Source organism: Ktedonobacter sp. SOSP1-85 (genome assembly GCF_016587415.1).
Taxonomy (GTDB): Bacteria; Chloroflexota; Ktedonobacteria; order Ktedonobacterales; family Ktedonobacteraceae; genus Ktedonobacter.
Genome location: NZ_BNJI01000001.1, coordinates 1,493,387 through 1,520,297, shown reverse-complemented (window position 1 = coordinate 1,520,297; position 26,911 = coordinate 1,493,387). Strand labels below are relative to the sequence as shown.

The following is a 26,911-nucleotide window of genomic DNA, read 5'->3' as shown; positions in this document are numbered from 1 at the left end:
GATCAAACGCATGCTAACCGCAGCATCTATAGATGCTGTGTGCCAGTCAATGCTTATACCTGAGATACATAGTACCCGTGTAACCTCCTTTTTGCCAAGTGTATGGGCTGTTAGTAATGGCTACACGGGTATTGAAACAGACGGGTTTATGCCTTTGTGTCTTGCCCTGCGTTGTTGTCGTTTGTCTTCTCCTGGTTGGGCATGACGAAGATGCCCATTTGTGCCTGTTGCATCATCTCCTCCAGGAAAGGATCATCCTGAAGTCCTGAGAAGGAGAGGGGACCCTGGGATGGCTTAGGTGGCCGTTGCTGGTTTTCCAGGCTCGCCTTGAGCTCAGGAGGCAGATCCATTGAGAGCGGCTGGAAATTGCCCGCGACATTATAGTGATGCATTGGGGAATGTATCGGGGGCTGTTGGATATTGGCAACTTGCTCTGGATGTTGGAGGGAAGCAAGGGGCTGCGAAGGCGCCACCGTCTGCGGGCCAGTTGGCGGGATGACAGGGTATGGTCCCGTTCCATTAACACCATCCATCGTGACGGTGGGGTAGGCCCCTGAAGGGGATGCCCCGGCCGACATGGCCGCTAAGCGTGGTTGTGTGCCTTCTGTATTGGACATCGCCATCGTCGCAAACGGGTTGGTGTTCCCTGTGCCGCCAGGGGTAGGAATGGCGGGATCGATTCTGGTTGGCATCGTGGGAATCAAGCCGCTGTTTGGATTGACGCGTGGCTGGGTGGGTGGCACCATATTCGACATGGGACCATTATTGGGATAAAGCCGTGGCTGAGTGGGTGGAACCATGGATGACATAAATCCCGGCTGCTGCATTCCGGGGGCATTATTGGAGAAGGCTGCACCATTTGGCTCAGCAAAGATATTTTGCAGAATATTATTCACCGCCGGGCTGGCAGGTGTACCAGACATGGGTCCAAAGACCACATTGCCTTCCTGAGGATCAATCCAGGGAACATTGCGTGGCATCTGCTGGGCCAGGCCCGCTTTTTGATCTTGCTTGCGTTTCATGAGGAGGATAGACACAACCGAGGCTCCGATAATCACCATAAAGCCGATTCCCCCCCCAATGGGGAGAAGCATAGAGGTGCCATTGTCACTGCCCTTGTCATTCTGATTGCTCGTGGTTGCTGGCTGGGCGACAGCGGTAGGTGTAGGGCTATCAGGCTGAGTGGCCTGGGCCGTAGGCATCGCGGTTGCCGTCGCGGTTGCTTGAACTGTAGGCGTTGCGGTCGCCTGTACGGGGGGAGGCGGTGGTGGCGGAAGTGTTGGCTGAGGTTGCTGCGTGGGGACCCGAGTCGGGGCCTTAGTAGGTGTGGCGGTAGGGCTGGGTGTAGGACTAGGTGTGGCGGTTGGCGTATCAGTAGGTGTAGGGCTAGGAGTGGAGGTATCTTGCGGGCTCGCCAATGCCGTGTTGACTGGTTGAGCGGGTGTGGATTGCGCGGAACTGGTATATGCCGCCCCCGCGGTTGAGTGAGAGATAAGCGCAATGGCACCTATAGCAGAGAAGAAAAGTAGCGCAAAGCAGAGAGCCATCATCCGCAATGTCCACTGGGCGTTCCCATAGTGACGCTTTTTCACAGTTTCGAGCCTCCCGGCTTAAATAATAGCAAATACACACAAAATAGCCATAAATAGCTTGGATAGCCTCTCATTGCGCTCAGATGGTATAGCGAGTTCCCCATGCATTGTGTATAACTGTACCATCCGCCTATCCACTGGCCTATATCGTGCAAGAGAATAGAAAAAAAGAGATAAAACAAGCAAGGCAAAAATAAAAACAGCGCCCATGGGCGAGCAATGAACAAAAACCGAGCAAAACTAAGAAGATAGAGGCAGTTAGCGCAAACCTCGTGGTTATAGTGTATGTATTAAGAGGGAGAAGCGTCAAGCTGTCAGCTAAAATGTACTATAAAAAACATGAATGGGTGAATATCAGTATTTAAACATTATAAATATAAGAGCTGTAGAAAAGATATATAGGGTTAATGAAATTGGATACAAGAAAAGTGCCGCGTGTGTGATTTCGTGGCTAAGAAAGAGGGAAATGCCTGGAGTGATCAGGTGGATGCATGCAATGGGGCAGATATTTGTGCATCTGTGTATGGTTTAACGCCTGCCTGTATACTAATAGCAAATGTCAGGCGTCTTTCTTAAAGAAGATCAGAGATGTGATCCCAGGCTTCTTGTAGCGAACCCTCGATTCTGGGTGTGGGAAGATGTGGAAAGTGCCATCACGAGATTGCACATCCTCCTGAGCACCTGCTGAAACCTTGAGGCAGGAACCGCTTATGGCTGTAAAACATCGGCTTGAGAGTATTATTACGACCAGCAGGCACAAGGGAGGACAAGCGTACGAGGTTGAGCCTCCCAATGAACTCCACGCCAGGCATTTGCTTGCCGTTCTCATGCTCGTAGTACTGGCGGTTTCAAGTTTCAATGGACTGCGCCTGGTCCTAGCTGCTGGTGGCGTCTTCTGGCTGCTGGGATGGGTCTTTATTCTCTGTTATGCCTATGTTCTTTTCTGGCTGGGGCACAATGTTTCTCTGGCTGGTGGACATTTCGCCTGGATCTCGCAACTTGCCAATCAGCAGTGGGGCCGCTTAGCCGGGCTGTGCATCTGGATTTGTTGCATTTTGTTTATTTTTCCTACATTTCAAAGTGCTCTCCTTTTCCTCTATGCTGTCAACGGTGGCCTTATCCCCGATATAAACGCTGTTCTTTGGGGAGGAATGGTGGGTCTTGTTATGGCTACGGGCCTGGCCTGTATTCCTATGCGCTATCTAAAGCATATCTTGCTGCTGGTTGGTGCGCTCTATACAGGGATGTTTATTGCCGCGGGGATACTTGGCATCTGGTGGGTTGGAACCGGCCACACGTCTGCGCTGGAGCAAATCGCCTGGCAGAATCGCGTGCCACACCTTCCCAATGAAGGGGCCTTTGGCATGATTATCTGGGCGTTATTAGGGATCGAGACACCTTTCCTGTTGATGAACGAGGTAAAAGGAGGCGTCATACAGCAGCGACGTGCCTGTCACTTTATCTGGTGGGGGATACTTGGCCTGGCTATTGCATACACGCTGGCGAACCTGGGATTGCTGCTGATTGTGCCACCCAGATTTGCGGGAGAGGTAGGAAGTTTTCTCCTGATATTTACCATCTGTTTAGGCGAATGGGCGGGGTGGGTTACCCTGAGTGTGCTTGTTGTGAGCCAGGTGGTAATCGCGGCTGTGTGTCTCTTGTTAGCGGCTCGCATGTTTATATTTATGGCTCGGCAGGGGCTATTGCCACAAAAGCTGCTCTCCCTGGATTGTTCTGGCGTGCCGCGTTATGGCATTATGGTCCAGGCACTTGTGACCTTTATATTTCTGTTGTTTATATATGGTCTTGTACCACATTTTGTTTTGTTTCCTGCTGCGCCTGTTCCTGGCTTACGCATTTATATCATCACTGAAGCTACTACCACAATTATCTGGTTGCTTCCTACCGCACAACTGTTTGTTCTTGTCGCATGGTCCATGTTCAAGGTGGAGAAAAGGTGCCAGCACAAGGAGAGCTATGAAGGAAGAGCTATGCAGAGAGGGTATACAAGGTGGTCGCTTTTAGGAGTCTCCCTGGTAGGATTACTGTTGGCGGTGTATGGTGTGCTCTCTACCCTGAGTCACTCATGGATACCTGACCTGATAGCTACGCCAAAGTGGATGTGTTACGTTGGTCTCTGGTCGCTGATATTTTTGATTGTCAGTTGGCTCTGCATTGAGGTTCCCTATCAAGGGCGTCGCCTGGCGGACTTGAAGAAATTAATCACGAGCGAGAGGCGGCTACGGCAACAATTGCAAGCATCCTACCATGAGCATGAATTTCTTGCTCTCTCTCAACAAAAGCTCCTCCAGGAGCGCGATCAGCTCTATCATGAGCAACGGTTGCTAGCGATTACCGATGCCGTGACGGGTTTATCTAATCATCGTGCATTGATGATGCGCTTGGATGCGGCGTTTGCGTACCATGGGAAGCAGAGAGAACATTATGCGCTCTTTTTTATTGATCTTGATCACTTCAAGCATGTGAATGATCAGTATGGACACCTGGTTGGCGATTTTCTTTTGCATGAGGTTGGCGCGCGCCTGGCGTGGGTGGTGGGGGATGGAGGAATAGTAGGGAGGTATGGGGGAGAGGAGTTTGTCGCGCTGTTGTGGGTGCGTGATCTCTCCCATATGCGCGAGGTTGCAGAACGGCTGCGCATGGAGATAATGAAGGAGCCTTTTCTCTGGCGGCAGGAGAGGGAATCTGTCCCCATTTGCTTGCGGATGACGGTGAGTATAGGTGTAGCTGTCTATCCATTGCACGGGACAAGGCGACAAGAGTTAATTGCCCAGGCTGATAGGGCTATGTACCGGGCCAAGGGCAGTGGACGTAATTGTGTCTGTATCGTGGACCCGGACGAGAGGGTACAGATTGCAAAATGGGATGAAGAGCAGAAGTCAGATGCGGAGGAAATGGCTCTTCAGGCTTTACTGACCATGTTAAAAGTCCATGACGAGCCAATATATTGGCATGGGCAGCGCCTGGCTGTGCTGGCTGAAGCCGTCGCCAGGCGGTTACATTGTCGCGAAGAGGACATCGCGCACCTGCGCGTAGCGGCCATGCTCCATGATGTGGGTAAGATTGCTGTCCCTAAGGAGATCCTCTTTAAAAAGGAGCCTCTAGACGGGTCTGAATGGAGGCAAATGAGGCAACATCCGATTATTGGCAGAGCCATTATGGCACAGACAGGGGGAAGCTTTTCTCTGGTGGCGTCGATTATTGGTGCGCACCACGAGCGTTGGGATGGCACTGGGTATCCAGATGGGCTGGAGCGAGAGGAAATCCCTCTCCTGGCACGTATTCTCAGCGTGGTGGATGCCTATGACACGATGACCTCTGTGCGCCCTTATCATACGCCAAAGCGAGTCGATGAGGCGTGTAGTGAACTGGTGCAGTGTATGGGAGCACAATTTGATCCTATTACGGTACGAGCTTTTCTAGAGGTAGTATCGCAACGCGAGACTGAGGCCTATTTGCAACATGTACGGATGGGTGAAGCGGTCAGTAGTAAGCAGAAGCAAGAGAGGGAAGGGAGCACCTAACTTCCTCCCCTCTCTCTCGCGAGGAAGATCTTAAGCGTAATCGTGCAGCAGATGGATCTGGATGGGGTGGCGTAGCGTGCGCAACGCCTTGACTTCTATCTGTCGGATACGCTCGCGCGTCAGCTTAAAGTACGCGCTTAACTCTTCGAGTGTATGGCAGTAACCATCATAGAGTCCATACCGAAGCTCGATAACCTGGCGTTCACGCTGGCTCAGTGTTTCAAGGGCGCGCGAAATATGATCGCGTAGTACCTGGTGCGTGACGACTTCAGCCGGAGCGGCCGCATGCGTATCCTCAAGCATATCAGCGAGATGGTACTGTTCATCCTCAATAAGTGGCGCATCCAGAGAGATGGGGGCCTCTGCGATACTTTGTAGCTCTACCACACGTTCTTTTGTTAGATTGATGGCCCGAGCGATTTCTTCGGGGAAGGGGTCGCGACCGAGATCCTGGTAAAGCTGCCGTGTGATGCGTTTCATCTTGTAGATGAGTTCAACCACGTGTACCGGCACATGAATTGTACGGGTGTGCTCGGCGACTGCGCGACTGATCGCTTGACGAATCCACCAGGTGGCATAGGTGCTAAAGCGAAAACCTCGTTGAGGGTCGAACTTCTGTACGGCGCGAATAAGGCCGAGATTGCCCTCTTGAATGAGATCGAGGAGCGATATGCCTTGATTATTATAGCGTTTTGCGATGCTTACGACGAGACGTAAATTGGCTTCGACCAGGCGTTTTTGTGCTTCCATATCACCATTGGCGACGCGCCGGGCAATAGTAAACTCCTGTTCAGATGTCAGCAGTGGGAAGCGACCAATCTCGGCCAAATATTGACGAATTGCATTGTCGACCTCTCTATCGCTTTCTCCCTCAGTTTCAGCCTCTTCTTCCTCTTCGAAAAAGACATCGTCCTGCATTTCGTTCTGGGCTGCTTTCCCTCTGCGGCGCCGGGTTGGCCCACCTGACTCCTCATTTGAGGAATCTCCATCGAGGAAGCTTTGTTCGCTGGAGTCTTCTTTCTGCCCTGAAGTCTTGCGTGTTGAGGGGCGTCCAGGTTTGCGGCCTCGCTTGCCGCGACTCTCCGTTGTTAATTTGCTTGCACCCTGGTGTGTATGCTGACTGGCGGATAATCCTTCACCCGCCACAGAACTTTGCTCGGGAAGAGCGAGATGAACAAGTGATTCAGTCTCTTGACGTTGTGTACTGGCTACCATATACCTACTCCTTATACCTCAAAACCCATTCCACTAATTGGTAACCGGGACTGGTGATGCATCATAGCAGCCGTTGTCCTTTTCAGGCTGCGTTTTGGTGTGTGGGCTGCATCGCCTATGCTCTTATGCAGAAACCAACCCCCCTTCGGGGGCGCGGCGTCACTGTCGTGACTAGCGCTTCCCCCATTCGGGGACAAGCGCGCTCAAGTTTCCGAATAGGCAGTATGTCCAAAAGTTTTTTAGACACATCCCCCCTATCTCTCTTAGTTGCAAGATGTGTGCCAATAGTGAGGTGCGAAGATATAAAAATGTGAATGTTTTTATAAAAATAGATGTAAAGGGGCTTTAGAAGCTACTGGAGGCTTAATTGATAATAATATATATTGGCACCATTGAGATTAAATGGTGCATTTAATCTCAATGGAACATACCAGAAAAAATTTACGGGTATTGTGGATATATCCACAGTTTAACTGGTGATCTATTTCACTCCGATGCAAGGCCTCCATACTCTCTCCATGAGAAAAAAGCCTTGAGCCACGTTTATTTGTGCTAGAGCAGACAAACAGTCGTTCGCATGCTGAAGGGGACAACTACCGTGGGACAACGCAAAAAAAACCATCCAAGGTCTCTCCCTGTCTATGTGCATCAGGCGCCTCAACCTCCTATCCAAAATTTAGCGCAACCTCAGGCGGAGTCCCAGCCGCGGCGAGCGCCTGAACAACGAATGTCACCAAGGAACAAGCTTACTGAGAATATTACGCGTCTCCCTACTCGCCCCTCGGGGCAGCCTTCTGAGCAGCGCGAGACCTCAGCTCTTTTTGTTACTGAGAGCAGCCTCCAGGCACTCTCGCTGACCCTCGCGGAGACGTCACCTGCGTTGTCGGCTGTAAGCGGTGAGCCCCCTACATTAAACATGGATGAGTATAAACAGGCCTTAAGACGTGAGACTCCTGTGCCCCCAGCCCTTACCCCTGCTACACCATCCAGGACTATGCCACAAGCCGTTCGAGACGATAGACCTGCTCGGGCAACCAGCGCCGCTGCTATGCGGCCTCGGCGTGATAGACATAGCTCTCAGGCTGAACCTCTCTTGCTCTCTCGGCCCTCCTGGCCACATGCAAACGGCCCATTTAAATTTGGCTGGCGCGACGCGTTGCGCTGGTGGCTCCTCTATCCGGGACGCATGGAGTTCTTACTCTGGCTTCTTGGCTCCCTCCTCCTCATTATTGTGACTGGCGCCTTGATTGTGGCGGTGTTGTGGAGCGTGGGCTGGCTGCACCTGGCCATATCCACATCTCTGATCCTGAATTAGAGCTTGCGTTGCTGATAAAGAGAAAGTCCCACTTATATTAGTATATGCCGGTATAAAAGCATGTATTTGTTATAATGTTTTTTGGGTTAAGTAAAGCCGAAATTTTTACCATCTATTTGTACATAGGCTGCTTGTTTTATAAGCATGGATGGGGATGTTGTAAAGTTGTAGGGAAGGTTGTTTCACGTTTATGAGGATGCGTTGGAAATCTCTCTCTCGTCGTGTTTGGGGTTTGGGTTGTGGCATAGGAGGGGTCGCATTGATCCTGGCACTCGTTCCTCTTTGGCTGGCCTGGCAGGCAGAAAACAGGGCCGCAGGCGCCGCTCCCATACGTCGTAGTACATATACCACGCCTGCCGCACTCCCCTGGCGTGCTGCTTCTGATCAGAGTGGGCACATATGGGTGACGTTCCCAGGATGTGACCCCGCTCCACGCTGTGCGCATCCCTCGCCAGGAACGTTGGCCACCTTTAGCCTGGCCGAGAGGCGTTGGCAGCAGACAGTGACGTTACCCCAGGGCTTTAGCCAGCCGCTCAACCTGGTGGTGGATCGGCAGGGGCGTATCTGGTTTACCATGTTTATGACCAATGCCCTGGGGATGTATGATCCCGGGCTGAAGGTATTTAAACAGTGGTCGCTGAAGACCAGGGACGCTGGCCCGTGGGATCTCGCCATCGATAGTCAGGGGCGTATCTGGTTTACCGAGCATTATGTCAATAAAATTGGCTCTTTTGATCCAACGACCTGGGAGATGGGGCGAGAGGTAGCAACGCCAGCGCTTGATAGTCATCCATACGGCCTGGCTATTGATGCTCATGACACGGTATGGTTTACAGAGAATACTGATGTTGTGGCTTTGATTGCCTGTTACCACCCCAACACGCAGGAGGGCTTACGCGAGTACCGTATTCGCTCAAGGGGAACCTCTACGAGTGGTGTTACGCCGCATAGTATACGCGTGGCCTCGGATGGCAAAATCTGGTGGACCGAAGGCTGGGCGAGTGCTTTGGGAGTCCTGGACCCGGTGCTGGCAGTGGCGGGGACCAATCAGGGGGTGAAGGAGTATTTCTATCCAGGTATGGGGGCGACTCATACCTCGGGACTGGCCATGGGCACGCGTGGGGAGGTCTACTTTACCGATTCCTTGCGAGAAACGGTAGGGGTGCGTACACCAGATGGTCACTTCGCTTTTCTGAAGCTGGCGCCGAATGCTCATCCTCATGATGGCATGCTCCTGATTGGAGGCGAAACACTCTGTGTGCTGGAAGAGTTCGCGAATAGGCTTGAGCTGCTCGCGGTGCCTCTGAGCACAACCCATTCATAGGGGCTTGCTCGACTTGTCTTTCTCAAAGTGGTACAATGGCCTGCGATGAGCACAGGGGATGTACACACCGCCCAAGAAATGTAAGGAGAGTGCCATGCCGCGAGGTCGGGATAAACACGAGACGCCTCAAGAGAGTATTGATAGTATTCTGCTTGCTGTGAGTAGGCGTGAAGATATCGATCATGAAACCTTGTCGCATTATTTTGATCGCTTAGATGAAGAATGGACACAAGGGGCACGTGAAAAGGTCTTGCATCTGCTGCGGAGCCACGATGTCTCCGCGCATACCGCGGCTATTCTCATTCTCTCTGAACTGGCGACCGACTTCGACCTGGAAGAGCTTGAGGACTTTGTGACGGATCCTACGGTCAGTGATATGGCCAAACTGGCGCTCTCGCCGATTCTAAAAGAGCTTGGCTCTGAGATGGCCGACGAAGGCCTGGTGGAATATCTCAATGATCCAGCCGGGGCGATGTTGCGCATGCAAATGAATCTGCTAGAGCTGGTGGGGCAGAGCGAGAAGGGCGTGGAGTCGGTACTGGAAGATGTTGCCTCCATGCCGCTTGAACGCAAAATGGCCTTTATCAACTGGCTGGGGAACAGTAATGATCCACGAGCCGCAAAACTGCTGATCCCGTTGATGGAGAACCAGGCGGGGAAGGTTGTCCTGGCGGTGCTTGAAGCCCTGGAGCAGTTGGGCGCGACCGCCGCGACCCAGACCATTCCCGCTTTAAATTACCTGGTGTCGACGACCTCTAATCGGCAGGTCAAACAACAGGCGCGGGCCGTGCTTGGGCGCTTGATGATGCATGTCTCACCAGATATCGAGATGGAAGGGAACGTGGTCGCGCTCCAGCATCTGCATCCCTACCAGGCCCGTGTCAGTTTTATCGACGGTTCGGGTGCTCAGATGGTCTTGCTGTCCTGGCGGCGTCCCGATGGACGGCTCAAGGGTGTCAATGTCTTTATCCATGACCAGTGGGGTGTGAAAGATTGCTATGGCATCGATGATATGGAGTTGGAGCGTTGGGTAGAGCTTATCAATGAAATGCAGGGCCAGGGCTTTGGGAGCTTCCATGTCTCCTTTGAGTATGGCCGTGCCCTTATTATAGAGCACCGTACCCTGTCGAAGCGCCTGCGCCATAAGCTTCCCATTGCCTATAACGTCTGGCGTCCCCTGATTGAAGCACGCCCAGAGGAATACGAGGACGCGCAACATGCAGAGCAGGCTCCACCAGAGGAGGCCCTGCCCGCGGTGGTCGCGGAGCCTCTGACGCTTGACGAGAAGACGCGTGCCCTTGTCGCCAAGGGAGCGGATCTCTATAAGCTTGCCGAGTTTGCCTCCTGGATGTTTGACCCGGTTGCACGCCTGGAACCCTATATCAATCGCTACTGGAGCACGCACAGCGCGCAAGAACTCCTCTTTCCCCCCACCACAAAGCGCAAGCGACGCGGCGTAAGCGAGGAGCAGGAGAAGCAGGCCCAGGAAGATGTGGTACTGAACGAGGCCATCGACGAACTGATAGATGAGCAGTGGCAGACCCTCTATGAGACGCGCCTAAGAAAGCAAGCTGCACTCTTCGCCTATGCCGGGCGCAAGAAAGAGGCTCGGCTGATGAACGCGGTTGCCGCGGCCCTACATCCTGCATCGGGCCTTCCGGCGCGTGAGCAACCCTTTGTGCGGATGTTGATGAAGACCTCGATTGAGCAGGGGCCCCTGCGTATGATGGTTGAGGCCCTCGGCTCAGGCAGTGCGGGACCCCTCCCAATAGCCCTCTTTGGTGATGAACCGGGCGAATAAGTCCGGTTCAGATAAATGATGTGCTACGCCCTGGTTGTCTTCGGCAACCAGGGCGTAGCACATCATTTATCTGAACAAGCGCCGTAGGCGCGAGAAGTCAAGCGCTACATGTTAGCGTGCCGAGGCCAGGGCAGGAGCCTTCAGAAGCTCCTGGGCCGCATATTCACCGCTGTGCATGGCGCCCTGAATACTGCTGGATTTGGTATATTCACCGGCCAGGTAGAGTCCTTCAATCTTTGTTCGATTGCCTGGAAGCGTGTCATAGATACCAGGCGGTTGCTCGAATTGAGAGAAAGGGATGCGATAAACGGCGAGCAGTTGCCAGTGAGCGAGATTGCGCTCGGGGAACCAGCTTGCAATCTCTTCGCGGCAGCGCTCGGCCAGTGTCTCATCATCCTCCGCGGGATTGCCCAGAACGGTTGCGCTCAGCAGATGCTTGCGCGGTGGGGCGTACGTTGGCGCAATGTTCGTCAGGAGGACGGCGTTGTTGACATAGGCGTGCTCATTGGCGTTCAGCAAGATTTTGCGTTGAGAGTAGAGACGTTCATCGCCCGCGAAATAGACGCAGACCGACCCGACTGTCTGAGTTGGCAGTGGCTCCTTGAGCCAGCGAGCCGTGACCGTGCTGGGGGTTGCCAGGACGACCTGCTCGGCGTGAATTTCCTCGCCATTGCTCAGGCGTACGCCATTGATACGCCCTTCGCTGGTGAGTAACTCTTCGACACGGGTGTTAAAGCGGATGCTCCGTGGGGGGAGCGCGGCTGCGAGCTGCTCAGGAATACGCTGGATGCCTTCGGCGGGGAGAATAATGTCCCCTGTTGAGAGCGTCTTAAATGTGAACTGAAACATGCGTGCGCTGGTGCGCAGTGAGCGATCCAGGAAGATCCCACCATAGAAAGGACGCGCAAAGTTTTGGATAAACTTCTTCTCCGAGAAGCCCAGGCGGCGCAAGTAGTCCTCAGTCGATTCGTCCTGTCCCTCGGGCTGCTCTTCGCCCGCGAAGATGGCGCTGGTGGACTCCCCCACGAGCTTGTTACGCAGGTAGAGTATACGCGCCTTGTCGGCTGGCGAGATCAACGGATTGAAGATGCCAGGGAGCAGAGCCTTGGGATCGCGCAGGGGATCTGAAATTTCATAGCGTTTCCCCTTTTTGACCAGGATGGCGCCCGGCTCAAACTTGCGGATCTTGAGCCGCTCATAGTCGAGGTGACGGCTGGCTGCGGCGTACGCGGTAAACAATACCTGAAAACCACGATCCAGGCGATAGCCATCCTCATGGTAATCTGTGCGCATGCGCCCCCCAACCTGGTCTGCGGCTTCCAGGACCAGGACGTCTTGTCCAGCCTCTACCAACTTTTTCGCGCATGTCAGTCCTGCCAGACCAGCACCGACGATGAGAATCATCTTCAGCTCCTTACCATAATGGGTTCATCACTAGTCCAGTGATGAGCTTGGGATATAGATAGGTGGATTTCTGCGGCATACGATCATCTGCCTGGGCTACTTCGCAAACCTGTCGCAGGGGTGTGCTATTGAGGAGCAGAGCGGCCTGCGCCTCTCCCTTTTCTACTGCGGCAAAGACGTAGTCCGCGTCATGTGAATAGCGCACATAAGTTCCCGCCGTCATATCTTCTGCACGCAACCCCAGCGTCTCCTCCAGCAAGAGGCGTTGGGCGATCGCGACATCCAGATGCTTCCAGGCTTCAGAATGCTCGCTCGTTTGCATATAGTGGCGGCCTTGCTCCGTCAAGCGCAACAAAAGTACCTGCTCGTTGGTGAGGATGACAAACGCAGGTTGCTCCTGTCCGGCTTTCTCCAGGTGTGCGATCACGTCCTTGCTGGCGCGTGTAGCGAGCGTCTCTACCGTAAAGTAGCGCTTGAGTTGCTCGCCAGTGAGTTGAGCTTGCATCGTGGGCGCCAGGTTTGTGAGCAGGCGATGAGTTGGTAGGACCAGCATGCCTGGATCGTCGACATCGATGAGCGACATCAAGGTGAAATTGGCGGCGTCGTCAGGGTGTAGCTCTTTGCGCTGCTCTTTCAGTTCGTCCCGATATGCCAGCGCTGTCTCGTAGCGATGATGCCCATCCGCTATATAGAGTTGACGCTCACTGAAGAAATCCTGGATAAGCGCAATATGCTGTTGATCTTGAATGGGATGGAGGCGATGTTCTACGCCCTCTTCATCTTGAAACTGAATCTGAGGATGTTTGGCGTAGGTCGCGAGCAGGCGGCGCATGCGACCCTGTGGATCCTCAAACAGGCTCATAATCGGACTCAGGTTCGTCGCGCATGCGCGGTAGAGATTGAGCCGATCTGCTTTGGCCTTTTTCATCGTGTGCTCATGAGGGAGGACGACGCGGGCGCTCCAGGGTTCAAGGCGCACACGAGCTAGCAGGCTGGTACGTGTATATACCTGGTCCGTGTGAGTAAATAGTTGCTGATAGAGGTAGTAGCATGGCTGCTCCTCCATATGGAGCACACCCTGGTTGCGCCATTCAGAAAGATAGGCCGCGGCACGTGTATAGACATTGTCTAGATCATTATCGTGATCGGTAGTCTTGCCTAGTTCCAGGCGAATAATATTATAAGGATCACGCTCGTAATAGCGCGCTTGTGCCTCTGGAGTGATAATGTCATAAGGAGGAGTAACCACGTGAGCCAGGTTCGACACGCGGTCCTGTGCATAGCGTAGTCCACGCAGCGGTCGTACATCAGCCATAAAACGGAACTCCAATCTCTCTATTTACTTCTTCTCCGAAACCCTGAGCGCGCTTGCCCCCGAATGGGGGAAGCTCTAGTCACGCCAGTGACGTTGGGTTTCGGAATAAGATCTTACTACCTAAAGGAAGAAGTTATGGATGTTGGCGTGTAGAAAGTGATCAATCTGCCTTGAAGATGTACCAGGAGGGTGTTCTTGACCCTGTCTGGGCTACTATATCTCTTGCTCATTGTATCACAGGGTCATCGACGGGAAGAAATGCAGCCTTTTCTGGGACAATAAGAAAAAAAGTTCAAGAAAAGGCTTGACAGAGGGATGAGGCTATGGTAGTATATTGCTTGTAGAACAAAGGTTCTAAATGCTCTCCCAATCCCCATAGACTCCTCCGTATCGTCCTCATTCAGCGGTCGGGTTCTCCTCTCTCTCCCTCCCGACCGCTGGGGGTGGTGGAACTAGAGGTCCCTGCTTTATCAAGCTCTTCATTTTATCCTTTCTCTCTTATGCACATACTGGTTATAAGCATCAAACGCTCGATATACCCACAAGTCCTACTTCGTGCGGAACGCATTGACGTGCACTGATACGGTATGTAGACTGATTGTAAGAGATTAAAGCCTGAAAAGAGCATCTTTGGATGGATACTAAAGAAAAGCGAGCTTCTATAGGTGTTCTTGCATGCATAATCGAATGGTAGACCGTATCTGGAGTTGCATATGCACACATTTGTAGTGGATCAGCTTGTAGGACAAATTGTAGGTGGGGATGACTACCTCGTCGAGCGTTTCTTGGGGAAGGGGCGTTTGCAGGCTGTATACCTGGCGCGCCAGATCTCTACACAGGAGCATGTTGCGCTCACACTTTTTATCATGCCAGAGCATTTCTCCTCTGAAGCGTGTGAGCGTTTTCAACAGCGCTTTGAGCGCGAGGCAGGTAAACTTCAGGGGCTTAAGCATCTACATATTCTGCCCGTATATGCGTATGGCATATACCAGGGCTATCCATATATGTTAACGCCGTATATGATGCATGGTTCGCTGGTAGATGTTATCAAGCGGAAAGAGCGCCCGGCATATACGGACGTGGCACGGATCCTTGGGCAGGTAGTTGCGGGACTCAGCTATGCACATCGACGTAATATTGTGCATGGAGCTCTCAAGCCTGCTAATATTGTTCAGAGTGCCCAGGAAACGATGCAGGTGGCTGGTTTTGGTTTGATGCATATCCAGCAGATGTATGGTATTGAAGAGCATAAGCATCCATTCGCGCATCTCCTGAGCGTGGCTGGCACGTTTATCACGCCACCAGCATACCTGGCACCAGAGGTTTTGCGCGGCGAGAAGGTTGATGTGCGTTCAGATATCTATGCATTGGGCGTGATCCTCTTTGAGCTTCTGTGTGGGTGTGTTCCATTTTCCGGGAAGAAGCCAGCAGAGGTCTTGCAGCAGATGCAGCAGGAACCTCTCTCTTCCCTCCGAGGGCTCTGTCCCGATATGCCTATCGCACTAGAACTTGTAGTGAAGCAGGCATTAGAACAAGAGCCGCAGCGTCGTTTTGCGCAAGTGGAAGAACTCGCCGAGGCCTTTTCCCAGGTCGCGCGCGGCTTGGGAAAGAGCGCCCGCCCGGCGCCGTATAAGAAGCCTCAACGCGAAGACGAGCCGCTACAGGATGAGCGAGACCCCTGGCAGCTCTTGCCTCCCATTATTACGGGTAAAAGTCCTGCATTGCATATTTTTCCTGAACCGCAGAAGTCACAGCCTCCATTGGCTGCGCCTCTTGTGCATATGTTACAGGAGGAGCAGGTTGCCCGCTCTGCCTCAGTGCTACAGCCCGATGCCCTGGTGCTTCCGCAGTCTCCTCGAGCACAAAAAGTCATTCTTCCGCCTCCCGACGCTGTCGCTTCCCAACAATATGTCGAGAGCGAAATTGATCTACCCCCAGACAGAGGAACGCGGTCAGGAGCACAGAGAGGCCGACCCGCGCCGCGACGTGCCGCGTCCTCCTATGAGCAACGAGCCCAAAGGCCGGAGGCGCAGGAATGGGAGCAACAGCTACCAGTATTACCTCCTCTGTCCTCCGGGAAGCGTGCCGATCCCTGGCTCTCCCTGGCTGGTGGTGACGAATTTGAGTGGTCGCCTGATGTACGTGGTCCGCAGAGCGTAAAGCGTCCACTTGTTATCCCGCCTGGAGCTGGTCGGCAGCGCTCTGGCTCACGCGTTGTAAATCGGAGACGTGTGCTAGCGTCGTTGGCCACGGGCGGCGTCGCGTTGGCGGGTCTGGCATTTGTGTTGCATCCAACCTTGCCAGGAATCCAGGCACAGCCTGCTCCCAAGACTGGACAGGGACAGACGGCAACCACGGGAACACAGCCACAACCTGGTTCTGGGGGCGCTCCGAAACCTGGAGCGGGCAATGTCGTCTCGCTGCCAGGAGTCAACCAGTTGCCAGCCAATGACGCACTTAACTTTACCAATCCTGTGGATCAGAAGGCGAGTATCCTGGTGCATATGACGGATGGGACATTTGTGGCTTTTGAGCGCGCCTGCACCCATGTGGGGGTGAGCGTCAACTATGACAAGGGGACACAGATGCTTGTGTGCCCAGCCCATGGCGCAGTTTTTGATCCTGCCAATGGCGGGGCGGTTGTCCAGGGACCTGCCACCAAACCCCTTCCTAAGCTGGGTGTAAAGGTCAATGGCGATGGCACGCTTGTGATCTCGTAGCGGCACCAGGGGCAGGGCGCGGCGATGTATGCTAGCTTGCTAACAGCTGTACAAGGCGCTACAATACAATCCTGTCTATTGTTGCTGCCTGGAGAGAAAAGGATCTGTGCTTCATGAACCCGACGCTGATTACATACCTTGGCCTCATCGTCGCACTGGCTATTTTAGGCTGGGGTGGGCTTGTGTTGTTGCGTTACTACCATAAACCGCGCGCGAGCACGCGCCAGCATACGCGGAAACTAGATGCATGGGTCCCCTTCAATCCGATCTCTTCCAGTGAGGAGGAGTACCTGGAAGCGATTGGCGAGGATGAAGAGGACTCATCCAGTCGCTTGCATGCGCGCGCGCGCCAAAACGGTCACTCACAAAATGGTCACTATAATACAGAGCATAAGCAAACCCGCTAGCGATTAGTTTCTGCATAGAGAGGAACTAAGAGACAGAGACGGAAGTAGAGATCAGAGCAGATCCTGGCCTCTCCTGGGCGAGCGGTAGCAAGCGGCCGCCTCAGTGTCTATTTACCCTGGCTCTCGAGTATGCGTGTGACCTCGGCAAGAATGTCCTCCACATTTAGGTCAGGCAGTTCTTCCGTGGTTGTTTGCTGAGAGGCATACTGCTCTGTATCGGTGCTCTCCTGACTTGACTGGAAGAATTCACGTTCACAGCCCTGGATGGCCTCCAGGATGGGTTGATTCTGTTGAATGATGCGGGGGAAGAGGCTATGATAAATACCCACTGTTTGCATGATGGCGCCAACTGCCAGCTGAAATTGCTCAAAGGAGAGATAGTGGGTGGCGAGAGGAATCGTTTCTTCCAGGCGCACCTCACCATCTTCGAGGTCCATACCAAATTTTCCAATTGCGATACGATAGTTGACGGCCATCAATGCCTCCAGGCATTCCAGGCGCTTGCGCTGGGAGACGCGCATGAAGTGAGGCACGACCAGCATCAACTTGCGTAAATCATCGCGACGCTGTAGCCCGACGATTAAACGCCACTGGCCATGCTCACCGTGAAAGATCATCTCTAACAATTCCTGCTGCTCATCGATGCGAGTGATCTTCAGGCCCATGCGATTGAGATAGTCTATAAGTTGTGGAATGCCAAAGCTGTGTGACATGAGGTCTCTGCTCCTTCGTATTTCCATGTCCAAAATATTGGAGAAATGCTGCTAGTTTGCGTTCTACTGAAGAAGGAGGGGGTATAAGGATCGTCTCGTGACCGCCTCTCTTCTGCTGTGTTGCTGAGCAGCACCATGTGGTCGGGTTCTCACTGTCTATAGATGTAGATTCAGCTATTTGTCCAAGTATAACATATTGCTGTGCTCGTTTCAGGCAAAAAAACAGCCTGGTGGAGCCGCTGAAAACTGGGAAATGAAGACTCGCATACGCTTTTGATGGAATATATACAGACCAGATAGAAGTAATGTATGCTTATAGTACTGTTAGGTGCCCAGGGGGAAGGCTGATATCATTGCCCGATTATAACCCTCTATAGAGGACGTATCTAGGGCTTTTCTTGCTCTAGAAAATGGAGAGGTAGAGCTTGAGAGCGACCTTGGTCATGTCCTACTTTGATGAAGACGAGAAGAACAGTAATGTATTAGTGCTGAGTGGAGAAACTAAGATGAGTATTGAACAGCAACAGACGAATACGCAAGCCTCCCTTGATGCTCGCTTGCAGCGTGGAGCGGAGAACGCGGTCAAGTGTATGGGGATTGGCGAGACAGATCGCGTCTTTATTATTACCGACGAGGCACGCCAGGGAATTGCGGACCGAATTGCCCAGGCGGCCCGCGCTCGCCACGCCCAGGTCGAGACTGTGCTCCTGGAGCAGTTTGGCTCGCGTCCACTTACCGTATTTACCAACGAGTTTCGTCAGACAATCCAACAGGCGCAGCCGACAGTGACCTTCTATATCGCGACCGCGCAGCCGGGCGAGATTAGCTTCCGTATCCCTTTGCTACCATTCTTGCAGCAACTGGGGGTGCGTCATGGCCATATGATCGGCATCGACGAGCAGTTGATGATGGATGGCATGTGTGCTGATTACGACGAAGTCTTCGCCATGACAAACAAGGTCTACGCGATTGTCCGCGAAGCGAAACGTATACGCGTGACCTCGCCCAAGGGAACCGATGTCAGCGCAACCTTCCACCCAGAGTGGAAGTGGATACCCTGCCATGGGCGCTATACAACTTCTGGGGCCTGGGGCAACCTGCCCGAGGGCGAGGTCTTTACCGCCCCTGCCAGCGTGGATGGCGTGCTGGTCTGCGAAGTGCTGGGAGATTTCTTCTCGGAGAAATACGGGGTACTTGAGCAGCCATTGACCATTAAAGTGGAAAATGGGTATATTACAGAGATCAGCAGTGCGAATAATGCCCTGGCGCAGGAAGTGCATGATTATCTCTTCTCGACGCCTAATGGCAATCGCGCGGGCGAGTTCGCCATTGGTACCCTGACCAGCTTAAAGCGGTTGGTTGGTAACCTGTTGCAGGACGAGAAGATGCCAGGACTGCATGTGGCTTTCGGCAATCCGTATCCCGAGTTTACTGGCGCGGATTGGGATGCCAAGGTGCATGTCGACGTCATTCCTACTCAATGTACAATTGAGATCGATGGGCGCATCATCATGCGCGATGGAGTATTCACACTCTAGGTTGGTTTTCTGGTTCCTGGTAGGGATGTGGTGTATCCTGGCTAGTCTGAAACTGTCAGGATACACCACATCCCTACCAGCTCACCTCTCGATGAGCAACTGAGCACTTCGACGGACTTCCCAGACCTGAGCCGCAACTGGGAAGAATGAAAGAGGAGATGCCATATGGCCGTGGCAAGAGGGCAGCACCTCATTGGCAAAAAGCTTGGTTCATACAGGCTGGAGCGGGTACTGGGCTATGGGGGGTCGAGCGCGGTATTTCTCGCGCAACAGCTTGAGCCAGAGCACAAGGTAGCAGTGAAAGTTTTCCTGCCGCGTCAGACGATGGATCGGCAGATGTTGCGCGAATATTACGATCGTTTTCTCCACGAAGCTGAGGCCGCCAGCGCACTCGATCACCCGCATATTTTACCCATTTATGCCTATGGCGAGCAGAATGGGTTGCCTTATATCGTGATGCCGTATATTTCAGGAGGCACGCTTGCTCAGCATGTGCAGAAGCGAGGTGCGCTTACATTACGCGAGGCGCGGAAGTATCTCTCTCAGATCGCTATGGCTCTGGATTACGCGCACGCGCAGGGGCTTGTACATTGTGATGTCAAACCCGCGAACATTCTTTTGACAGATGATGGGCAGGTGATGCTCTCTGACTTTGGCATTGCGCGCATTCAGGCTACGCAAGCCCAGAGAGAGGGGCACAGTGGAGAGGGGCGTAGCGAGATGTTGATGGGAACACCAGATTATATCTCGCCCGAGCAGGCAATGGGCCTGGCTGTGGATGGACGTTCAGACTTGTACTCTCTCGGTATCACCCTTTTTTATTTGCTCACAGCCCGGTTGCCCTTCAACGCTGACTCAACAATTGCCCTGGCGTTGCTGCATGTGCATGAAAAGCCTTTGCTGCCGGGAGCGGTGCGCAAGGATATTCCACCCTCGGTTGATCGCGTGCTGGCCAGGGTGTTGGCCAAGGCGCCGGAGGATCGCTATCAGAGTGCTACGGCGTTCAGCGAGGCGTTTGCAGACGCCCTATCCCGGCAAGCGCAGTCCAGGCGTCTACCTTTCTCCAGCTCTCCATCGGCGCCTGGGAGCGAAGGAGGCCCCCACAGGATAAAAGTCGCGAACCATAGCGGCTTGATGCCCTCACTTCCTGGTCGTAGGCGTAGTCGTGCCTCCCGGCGCAAACTCTGGTTGGGAGGAGTCGCGCTCCTGCTCTTCTTGATGAGCGCCATGGTGGCCTTAACAGGGGTACTCTCCGTACGCTGGACGGGTGGACATCTCGTGGCTCCGCCTATTGCCGCCAAAGGGGAGGTCCGAACGCCAGTGGTCTCCAGCCCAGACCTTTTTTCTGAGCACTCGGCATGGCCTTTGAGCCAATCGTTTTTCTTTGACAAGACGAGTGCGCGCTATCATGTAGTGAATACGTTACCGCAACAGATTCCCTTGATCTCACTGTATCAGCAGCAAGAGTTTAGCGATTTTCGCCTGGACATCGTGACTCAGGAGGTACGCACCCCTTCGCCTGCTGATGGCGGCGACTTTTATGGTCTTGTCCTGCGTGCCGACCCGGACCAGGCGCGTTATTATCTCTTTGAGGTTCTTACCTCAGATAATGGACAGTACATCTTCTTGCGTTACGATAGCACCGCCAGTCATCATTGGACGACGCTGGATTCAGGTCCGGCCCCCATGCTCAACATTGGAATGGGGAAGCAGAACAAGCTCCATGTTGAGGCCTCTGGTTCGACCTTTCGTTTTATGATTAATGACCAGAATGTAGGATCGGCGGTAACCGATAGCTTGCCAGGGGCTGCCCTGCTGACCAATGGTCAGATTGGCTTGTATGTGGAGGAGAAGGATACCGAGGTTGCTTTCTCGCAGTTACATGTCCTTTCACTGAAGAAGCAAGAGCCGCTGAACTAAGAATAATGGGGAATGTGATACGCCCTGGCAGCCTGCGGCTGCCAGGGCGTATCACATTCCCCATTATTCTTAGCCAAATACGAACGAGGGGCGTGTGGGGAAGAGTGCGCCAAGCAGCGCCTCGGCTTCATCGGCAACATTGGTATCGGGAAAGGCATACCGCAGATCCTCTAAACTGCGATACCCAAAGAGTAGTTGCAGGAAGACCAGGGGGGCAAAGCTAGCGCTTGCGTCCGCTTCATAGATGGGGACACGCCAGGGCGTGACCTGCTCAAGCTTCCCCGCCTTGAAGGTGAGCTGTACGCCATCGCGGTAGAAATTCAGTTTGAGATCACCGCTGTATACTGCGAGGGCCGAGGTGGCTAGACGGCGCTCTAGAACTGGAGCTAGGCGGTAGAGAAAGGCTGGAAGATCATGTACCCGTACATACCAGGCGTATGGTTTGTTTATAATGGGTACCAGTTGTTTGCTGATTACGGTATAAAGTGGATGCGAGCCTCCCAGGCTGAGCGAGAGCTTTTGTAGTGGCCCAACATTTGCCTGTGTCACAATGGCCTGTTCGCCCAGAGCTTTGAGTGCGCGCAAAAGCGAGGGCATGATTTGCTGTGCGTTAACACCTGGCGCGATATCCATGGCCCACACGGTGAACCTGGGTCCCCCACGACGTGCCATGGCGAAGATGTAGCCGAGGCGTTCTCCGGCTGGATCAAGAATAATCTGCAAATCATTATGCACATTGAGTGGAACCTGATGCCAGGCGTCAATGTGGTATTGCCAGAAGGCATCGGGAAGGCTGTTCCAGACGATGCTATCGGCCTGGCGGCGAGTATAGCAGTGCTGAATGAAGTCGATGTCTGCACGTGTGGCGCGCCGAAACTGGCAAGTCTCTTGCTCACCTGCTTTGAGTTGTGGCAGGAGCGCCAGGTTGATGGTACAACTTCCACCCAGGTCAAGCGCATACTCATAGCCGAATTGGCGGTAGAAATAGGGGATACCAGTAATGGCCTGTACGGGATGCCCCTCAGCCTCGCTGCGCGCGTGCAGGAGCGCGAAGAGTTCGCGAATCAAGCCACGATTGCGATACTGGGGGTCGGAAGCCACAACCTCAGGACGCCCCACCGGGAAGCGCAGGCCTTCGTATTCCCACTCATGCCGCCAGAGACAGGCGCAGGCGATGACAGGATTCCCCTCTTTGTGGGTATCTTCAACGAGCCCATAGTCGTAGGGACTCATAAGAGGGTGATCGCCCTGCATAAGAGCGCGTGCGTACGCGCCCATATCTTCGTTTGGAGGCTCCTCGGCTTTGTCGCGGAAGACATGCGCTGCCAGTTGCGTGAGGCGTTCTGTATCGGCTGGCGTTGACCAGCGTAGCACCAGCCCATCTCCGAGCTCCTTGCGGTACGAGCTAGATGCGGCCGTTTGCGAATGCATGGTAAAATATCCCTTTTTAAAGTAACTATAAGCATGGAGGAGAGCCTCTGTCAAGGAGAATAGTGTGTAGTGTGAGGTGCGACCACAGCCGCACCTCACACTACACACTATTCTCCTGATCTCCGCAGGCGTGAAGGTGCTCCAGAGAAAGGGATTGCATTTGACATCGCTTGCACAACCCTCTATACTGAAACAGACTAAAAATAGAACTTAGCCGCTATGTTGGCTTTGGCTTGCATAGTAGGCCAAGAGGAGGATAGCTGGACATGGCTTATGTGATTACTCAGCCCTGCATTGGTGTCAGGGATGCATCCTGTGTCGATGTTTGTCCCGTTGACTGCATTCATCCCTCTTCTAACGAGCCTGGATATGAAGAAGCGGAGCAGCTCTTCATCAATCCTGATGAGTGCATCGATTGCGGCGCGTGTGAACCCGCTTGCCCGGTGACAGCCATCTTTGAAGAGTCGGCTGTTCCTGACGAGTGGAAGAGCTACATTAAGATCAACGCTGAGTTCTTCAATCGAGGTTAGTACCCGCGCTGAAGCGGGATGGCACCACCATATCTTCGATTTGCGTATCTATGGGGCAAGCAACGTTTCGATAGACAGAGGAGCGAGCTTGCTCCCATTGTTGTCCGGCATCTTTTTCATCTCTACGTGCTGTGATATAATACAGGTGCTACATTCTTTCAGTGTACACACTTATCTTCTGTATGGAGCGTACCCCAATGCCAATAACTCGACGTAGACGTGCTAATCCACCTGAACAGCCCGAGAATACTAACCAGAATCCCGCTGAGCAAGCAGAGAACGCTGCTGAGGCTGTGGAGACGCCCGCCACCGAGCAAACAAGTGAGAAGAAGTCAGCTCCCGCCGAGAATGGAACGGGTGGGGCAAGTGGTGAGGTCAATTACCCTCCTTATCAGCAGGCAGCACCCAACCAGTCTACGGGCGTTGTGCCGCCTTTCAACGGTGAGCATCGCTCCGAGTTTAGAGGGGATCGGCCCGAGTATCCGCCTGCAATGGAGTCTACGCCTCCTCCGGTTACGCGCCGCCCTACTTTCCGTCGCCCTCCTTTGTCGTCCGCCAATGCGCTCAATGGTCCGACCCAGCCGGCGATTCCTCAGACTCCGCCGCCTGCGCCAGTGGTGACCCCACCCGCATTGCCGACGCCAACTCACGAGATCAATTTGCCGCTGGGGAACCTGTTACACCTGGCATATAACCCTAGCTATACCGGCTCAGACGAGGCGCGTAAGACGCTATTACAGAAACTGGCGCAAGAGAGTAAAGCTGGTGGGCGCGCGCGCTGCTGGAGCTGTGGCTCTCTGGCAATTGTCTATGATAACTGGAATACGCGCAGTAAGAACTTTGGCGAGGTCGGTGTCGCGTTCTGCGAAATATGTGGTGTGTGGAGTGTAATGTAGCGGCTCGTTTTCTAGTGGTTGAAGTGAATGGTGGCAAGGGTATGGGTGCCTCTCTACGTCTTCCTGGGCATGTTCCCCGACAAGATCGAGTATCCAGTTGAGGGATAGGGGCGCAAAATGTGCCCCTATAGCATTCTTATGCATCGTGGATAACTGTCATATGTATTGTCGTCTGCCGTAGTCGTGTCGCGCATATTGTACTGATATCGTACTGCTCTTTTAGCTTGCTTAGGACGATATGAGGGAGTGCCATATGACCATGGACCAGGATGTCCCGGTAACATTTCTCTGTCCCCGTTGTAAAAGCCCGATGTATAAGCCAAATGGGAGCGTTTTATATTGGCATGCCGATACCAAGCATCCAGCTTGCAGTATCACAAATATACCCGACGCTGCTCCAGGCATACAGCCCGTACGTGAGCTAGAGGCACAAGGCGCGAGCGGCAACGCCTTCCTGCCTCCGCAGACCTTGCGCTAGTTTTCTGGATGCCTATGTGGGGTTCTCTTTGCTGTACGCGCTCTGTTAGCGTGGTCTGTGGGCCGGTTTGGAGGGAAAGAGAAGCAACTTCAAGCCGTCTATGTACGTATATGCTAGTGAGTGGACGTGTAAAGGCGCGCAATAGAGATGTGCGGCCTGCCCCTGTATGCTGGCAAAGAGCATGTGCCGTATGCTCTAATAGAAGAGAGCGTGTGCTTTTGCTAGATTTGTCTGCGAGGTAGACTTATGTACAATCCAAGAAACAATAATCCGTACGGCGGAGACCCCTATGGCAATCCCTACGGTGGCGGCAATCGCCGCAGGAGCCGCTTTGATTCGCCTTATCGGTATCAAACGTTGCCCTATGGGTATAGCAATACAGCGGCCCAGTCCAGCAGCTTGATGGCCAAAGTGCTCAATATGCTGGGCCTCTCGTTCCTGGTGGCCTCGATTGGCGCCTTTTTCGGCATTGCCATTGGTCTGTCTAGTGGGGCCTCGATTCTGTTTGCCCTGTTGGGACTGGTCTTGCTGATCGTGCTCCAGTTTCTTATTCAGCGACCCGGTATCAATCTCTTCCTGCTCTACAGCTTCACCTTCATAGAGGGCCTGTCGCTGGCGCCCTTGCTGGGCTATTACCTGCATAATGCATCGGGCATTCTCTTTGAGGCGTTTGCCATTACGGCGGTGGCTTCAATTGGTTTGGGTGTGTATGCCTGGACGACGAAGCGCGATTTCTCGCGCCTGGGAGATTATCTCTTCTGGGGCTTAATCCTGCTGATTGTCGCCAGCCTGATCGGCTTCTTCTTCCGTTCGCCACTTTTCTATACCGTGATCGCCTTTGTGGGCGTGGCCATCTTCTCGGGCTTTGTGCTGTTCTATATTCAGCGCGCCAAGTATATGGCCGATACCACGCCAAACGCGATTGGCCTGACAATCTCCATCTTCTTGACAGTTCTAAACCTCTTCCTGTACATCCTGGAGATCCTCTCGATCTTCCAGCGTGGAAATAATCGGTAAGAGGCAGAAAAAAACAGGGGCGACGCAACATGCGTCGCCCCTGTTTTTTTCTGCCTCTTACCGGCGTGCTCATTCGGTAAGGGGAAGCATTTCACTTTTTCCTGCTGAGCGTATATACTGGTGGTGGGTTGTCGCGAGACGCGCAAGCTCATGGGAAAAACCTGGAATAGAATGAGGGAAGGTTTTGTTTTCCTGAGTAGCGGTCAAAAGTTACTGGTAGAAACGCCGCTTCGATCATTAAAAAACTGGGGCCAGGCGGAGAAGCCAGGGGTACCCTTACAATATCACAAAACTGTGATATTGCCGCAGTAGTTGCGCGATTGTATCCGTTAAAAAACTGATGTAGCCAGCGTTTTTCTTGCGCCTGGCCCGCAAAAAATAAAGTGAAGAGAGAAAGGAGCGTGGCGTTTTCCCCTTCTAATTGGAAAGAGCGTTGGAAATGGGGGTTGACGTCGCAAAAAGAGAGTATGAGCACACATAGCAATCTCATTTATGTTGGCGACCAGGATTTTGAGGAGAAGGTGTTGAAGTCTTCAACGCCTGTTATCGTGGACTTCTGGGCAGCCTGGTGCGGCCCCTGTCGCATGATCGCCCCCCACTACGAGCGCCTGAGCGATGAGTACCAGGGGAAACTGGTATTCGCGAAGATGGATGTGGATGAGAACGGCAACGTGCCGCGCCAGTTTGGTGTGCAGGCGATTCCCACCCTGCTGGTCTTCAAAGGTGGTGAGCTCATTGGCCGCATGGTCGGTGCTGCGCAGCCCGCGAAATTGAAGGCCGACATCGACCGCATTCTGGCGGGAAATGGCGCTGCTACCGCGTAAACCTATACCATAAATCTGGCCCCTTCGGGGGCCAGATTGCATTTTTGCCCGTATTACCACTCGACGCTTTCCTTTTTTTGTGATATTATTCTTCCCATACACATACAATACATATCTCATTTTTAACTGTTGTATGGACATAAGGGGAACCGTATATGCCAATTTTGGAACGATCAAATCCACTGCCACTGTATTATCAGCTAAAGGAAGTGCTTAAACAGCAGATTCAGGCAGGCCATCTCGCGCCGCATACGGCGATACCATCGGAGCCGGAGCTGGTGGCGCAATATCATGTAAGCCGTGCGACCGTACGCCAGGCATTGACCGAACTGGTACATGAAGGGTTGTTGTATCGACAGCATGGGCGGGGCACGTTTGTCTGTGAGCCACGCGTGCAGCAGCGCGTCGCCAGTGAGTTGACCAGCTTCTCTGAGGAACTGCGCCGCCGTGGTCTGAAGCCTGGAGGCATGCTTTTCGTCAGCGAACTGGTACGTGGCTCACAACAGGTGCGCGAGCAATTGCGCCTGAGCGATGAGGAGCAGGTGGTGCGCCTGGAGCGTCTGCGCACGGCCAATGATGAGCCAGTAGCGTATGAAGTGAACTATCTGCCCTATCCTCGTTCGGCCAACCTCTACCAGCGTGCGAAAGAGGCGGGAGATGGTTCTCTCTATCACTTGATGTCAACCGAAGGACTTGTTCCCTACATGGTTGAACACGCCTTTAAAGGCGATCTGCCTTCGAAGCGCGAGGCTGAATTGCTGCGTATTAAAGAGAACGAGTGTGGTATGCGCTCAGCCTGCACGACCTTTGATGAGACGGGAGCGCCCATTGCTTTTACCGAGGCATTTTATCCCAGCGACCGTTTCGAATATCGTTTGACTTTGCGCGTTACCAAGTAAGATCTTATTCCGAAATCCAACGTCACT

Annotated in this window: 20 protein-coding genes; 14 read left to right on the top strand and 6 right to left on the bottom strand. The window is 53.4% G+C overall.

The features are described from left to right. Positions 1-146: 146 nt before the first annotated feature. Positions 147-1,592, bottom strand: coding sequence for a hypothetical protein (locus KTE_RS06515; protein WP_201379665.1), 1,446 nt, complete (start codon positions 1,590-1,592; stop codon positions 147-149). 710 nt (positions 1,593-2,302) lie between these two features. Between KTE_RS06515 and KTE_RS06510 the strand changes: the two genes are divergently transcribed. Beyond that, positions 2,303-5,137, top strand: a complete 2,835-nt coding sequence (locus KTE_RS06510) for an amino acid permease (protein ID WP_201379663.1) — start codon at positions 2,303-2,305, stop codon at positions 5,135-5,137. Positions 5,138-5,167: 30 nt separating this feature from the next. Here the strand turns inward: KTE_RS06510 and KTE_RS06505 are convergent, their stop codons facing one another. Beyond that, complete coding sequence (locus tag KTE_RS06505) at positions 5,168-6,352, bottom strand: RNA polymerase sigma factor RpoD/SigA (protein WP_201379661.1); 1,185 nt, start codon at positions 6,350-6,352, stop codon at positions 5,168-5,170. A gap of 598 nt (positions 6,353-6,950) precedes the next feature. On the opposite strand from KTE_RS06505, the gene KTE_RS06500 reads away from it, so the two are divergent. From KTE_RS06500 to KTE_RS06490, 3 genes are all read left to right on the top strand, one after another. Then, entirely contained in the window at positions 6,951-7,667 is a 717-nt protein-coding gene (locus tag KTE_RS06500; RefSeq protein WP_201379659.1) for a hypothetical protein, read from the top strand. A gap of 259 nt (positions 7,668-7,926) precedes the next feature. Further along, on the top strand, positions 7,927-8,991 hold the full coding sequence (locus tag KTE_RS06495) for a hypothetical protein (RefSeq protein ID WP_201379657.1): 1,065 nt from the start codon (positions 7,927-7,929) through the stop codon (positions 8,989-8,991). Between the two features lie 94 nt (positions 8,992-9,085). After that, positions 9,086-10,792, top strand: a complete 1,707-nt coding sequence (locus tag KTE_RS06490) for a HEAT repeat domain-containing protein (RefSeq protein ID WP_201379655.1) — start codon at positions 9,086-9,088, stop codon at positions 10,790-10,792. A gap of 111 nt (positions 10,793-10,903) precedes the next feature. Here the strand turns inward: KTE_RS06490 and KTE_RS06485 are convergent, their stop codons facing one another. Then, positions 10,904-12,196, bottom strand: coding sequence for an NAD(P)/FAD-dependent oxidoreductase (locus KTE_RS06485; protein ID WP_201379653.1), 1,293 nt, complete (start codon positions 12,194-12,196; stop codon positions 10,904-10,906). Between the two features lie 10 nt (positions 12,197-12,206). Then, positions 12,207-13,511 carry a DUF1015 domain-containing protein gene (locus tag KTE_RS06480; protein WP_201379651.1) on the bottom strand — a complete coding sequence of 435 codons (1,305 nt, stop codon included), beginning with the start codon at positions 13,509-13,511 and terminating at the stop codon, positions 12,207-12,209. A 713-nt stretch (positions 13,512-14,224) separates the two neighbouring features. Between KTE_RS06480 and KTE_RS06475 the strand changes: the two genes are divergently transcribed. Together KTE_RS06475 and KTE_RS06470 are read left to right on the top strand one after the other, a co-directional pair. Then, positions 14,225-16,231 carry a protein kinase gene (locus KTE_RS06475; RefSeq protein WP_201379649.1) on the top strand — a complete coding sequence of 669 codons (2,007 nt, stop codon included), beginning with the start codon at positions 14,225-14,227 and terminating at the stop codon, positions 16,229-16,231. Positions 16,232-16,344: 113 nt separating this feature from the next. After that, positions 16,345-16,638, top strand: coding sequence for a hypothetical protein (locus tag KTE_RS06470; RefSeq protein WP_201371430.1), 294 nt, complete (start codon positions 16,345-16,347; stop codon positions 16,636-16,638). A gap of 107 nt (positions 16,639-16,745) precedes the next feature. On the opposite strand, the gene KTE_RS06465 is transcribed toward KTE_RS06470, so the two are convergent. Continuing rightward, positions 16,746-17,351 (bottom strand): YbjN domain-containing protein, encoded by a 606-nt coding sequence (locus tag KTE_RS06465; protein ID WP_201379647.1) that lies wholly within the window; start codon positions 17,349-17,351, stop codon positions 16,746-16,748. Positions 17,352-17,857: 506 nt separating this feature from the next. On the opposite strand from KTE_RS06465, the gene KTE_RS06460 reads away from it, so the two are divergent. Together KTE_RS06460 and KTE_RS06455 are read left to right on the top strand one after the other, a co-directional pair. After that, positions 17,858-18,889 (top strand): aminopeptidase, encoded by a 1,032-nt coding sequence (locus tag KTE_RS06460; RefSeq protein ID WP_201379645.1) that lies wholly within the window; start codon positions 17,858-17,860, stop codon positions 18,887-18,889. Between the two features lie 165 nt (positions 18,890-19,054). Further along, entirely contained in the window at positions 19,055-20,809 is a 1,755-nt protein-coding gene (locus KTE_RS06455) for a serine/threonine-protein kinase (RefSeq protein ID WP_201379643.1), read from the top strand. Positions 20,810-20,878: 69 nt separating this feature from the next. On the opposite strand, the gene KTE_RS06450 is transcribed toward KTE_RS06455, so the two are convergent. After that, complete coding sequence (locus KTE_RS06450; RefSeq protein ID WP_201379641.1) at positions 20,879-22,240, bottom strand: GNAT family N-acetyltransferase; 1,362 nt, start codon at positions 22,238-22,240, stop codon at positions 20,879-20,881. A gap of 266 nt (positions 22,241-22,506) precedes the next feature. Here KTE_RS06450 and KTE_RS06445 point away from each other — a divergent pair, with 266 nt between their 5' ends. The 6 genes from KTE_RS06445 (at position 22,507) to KTE_RS06420 (ending at position 26,884) form a co-directional block, all read left to right on the top strand. Further along, positions 22,507-22,770 carry a ferredoxin family protein gene (locus KTE_RS06445; RefSeq protein WP_007906263.1) on the top strand — a complete coding sequence of 88 codons (264 nt, stop codon included), beginning with the start codon at positions 22,507-22,509 and terminating at the stop codon, positions 22,768-22,770. 197 nt (positions 22,771-22,967) lie between these two features. Further along, complete coding sequence (locus KTE_RS06440) at positions 22,968-23,666, top strand: hypothetical protein (protein WP_201379639.1); 699 nt, start codon at positions 22,968-22,970, stop codon at positions 23,664-23,666. Between the two features lie 253 nt (positions 23,667-23,919). Further along, complete coding sequence (locus KTE_RS06435; protein ID WP_201379637.1) at positions 23,920-24,144, top strand: hypothetical protein; 225 nt, start codon at positions 23,920-23,922, stop codon at positions 24,142-24,144. A gap of 246 nt (positions 24,145-24,390) precedes the next feature. Then, positions 24,391-25,161, top strand: coding sequence for a Bax inhibitor-1/YccA family protein (locus KTE_RS06430; RefSeq protein ID WP_201379635.1), 771 nt, complete (start codon positions 24,391-24,393; stop codon positions 25,159-25,161). 467 nt (positions 25,162-25,628) lie between these two features. After that, entirely contained in the window at positions 25,629-25,985 is a 357-nt protein-coding gene (gene trxA / locus KTE_RS06425) for a thioredoxin (protein WP_201379633.1), read from the top strand. Between the two features lie 155 nt (positions 25,986-26,140). After that, positions 26,141-26,884, top strand: a complete 744-nt coding sequence (locus KTE_RS06420; protein WP_201379632.1) for a GntR family transcriptional regulator — start codon at positions 26,141-26,143, stop codon at positions 26,882-26,884. Positions 26,885-26,911 lie beyond the last annotated feature (27 nt).

Coding starts and splice junctions, on each gene's coding strand:
- KTE_RS06455 (WP_201379643.1), top strand. CDS start 19,055: ATGGCCGTGGCAAGAGGGCAGCACCTCATTGGCAAAAAGCTTGGTTCA.
- trxA (WP_201379633.1), top strand. CDS start 25,629: ATGAGCACACATAGCAATCTCATTTATGTTGGCGACCAGGATTTTGAG.
- KTE_RS06470 (WP_201371430.1), top strand. CDS start 16,345: ATGAACCCGACGCTGATTACATACCTTGGCCTCATCGTCGCACTGGCT.
- KTE_RS06440 (WP_201379639.1), top strand. CDS start 22,968: ATGCCAATAACTCGACGTAGACGTGCTAATCCACCTGAACAGCCCGAG.
- KTE_RS06420 (WP_201379632.1), top strand. CDS start 26,141: ATGCCAATTTTGGAACGATCAAATCCACTGCCACTGTATTATCAGCTA.
- KTE_RS06445 (WP_007906263.1), top strand. CDS start 22,507: ATGGCTTATGTGATTACTCAGCCCTGCATTGGTGTCAGGGATGCATCC.
- KTE_RS06480 (WP_201379651.1), bottom strand. CDS start 13,511: ATGGCTGATGTACGACCGCTGCGTGGACTACGCTATGCACAGGACCGC.
- KTE_RS06485 (WP_201379653.1), bottom strand. CDS start 12,196: ATGATTCTCATCGTCGGTGCTGGTCTGGCAGGACTGACATGCGCGAAA.
- KTE_RS06475 (WP_201379649.1), top strand. CDS start 14,225: ATGCACACATTTGTAGTGGATCAGCTTGTAGGACAAATTGTAGGTGGG.
- KTE_RS06510 (WP_201379663.1), top strand. CDS start 2,303: ATGGCTGTAAAACATCGGCTTGAGAGTATTATTACGACCAGCAGGCAC.
- KTE_RS06505 (WP_201379661.1), bottom strand. CDS start 6,352: ATGGTAGCCAGTACACAACGTCAAGAGACTGAATCACTTGTTCATCTC.
- KTE_RS06450 (WP_201379641.1), bottom strand. CDS start 22,240: ATGCATTCGCAAACGGCCGCATCTAGCTCGTACCGCAAGGAGCTCGGA.
- KTE_RS06465 (WP_201379647.1), bottom strand. CDS start 17,351: ATGTCACACAGCTTTGGCATTCCACAACTTATAGACTATCTCAATCGC.
- KTE_RS06430 (WP_201379635.1), top strand. CDS start 24,391: ATGTACAATCCAAGAAACAATAATCCGTACGGCGGAGACCCCTATGGC.
- KTE_RS06490 (WP_201379655.1), top strand. CDS start 9,086: ATGCCGCGAGGTCGGGATAAACACGAGACGCCTCAAGAGAGTATTGAT.
- KTE_RS06460 (WP_201379645.1), top strand. CDS start 17,858: ATGAGTATTGAACAGCAACAGACGAATACGCAAGCCTCCCTTGATGCT.
- KTE_RS06435 (WP_201379637.1), top strand. CDS start 23,920: ATGACCATGGACCAGGATGTCCCGGTAACATTTCTCTGTCCCCGTTGT.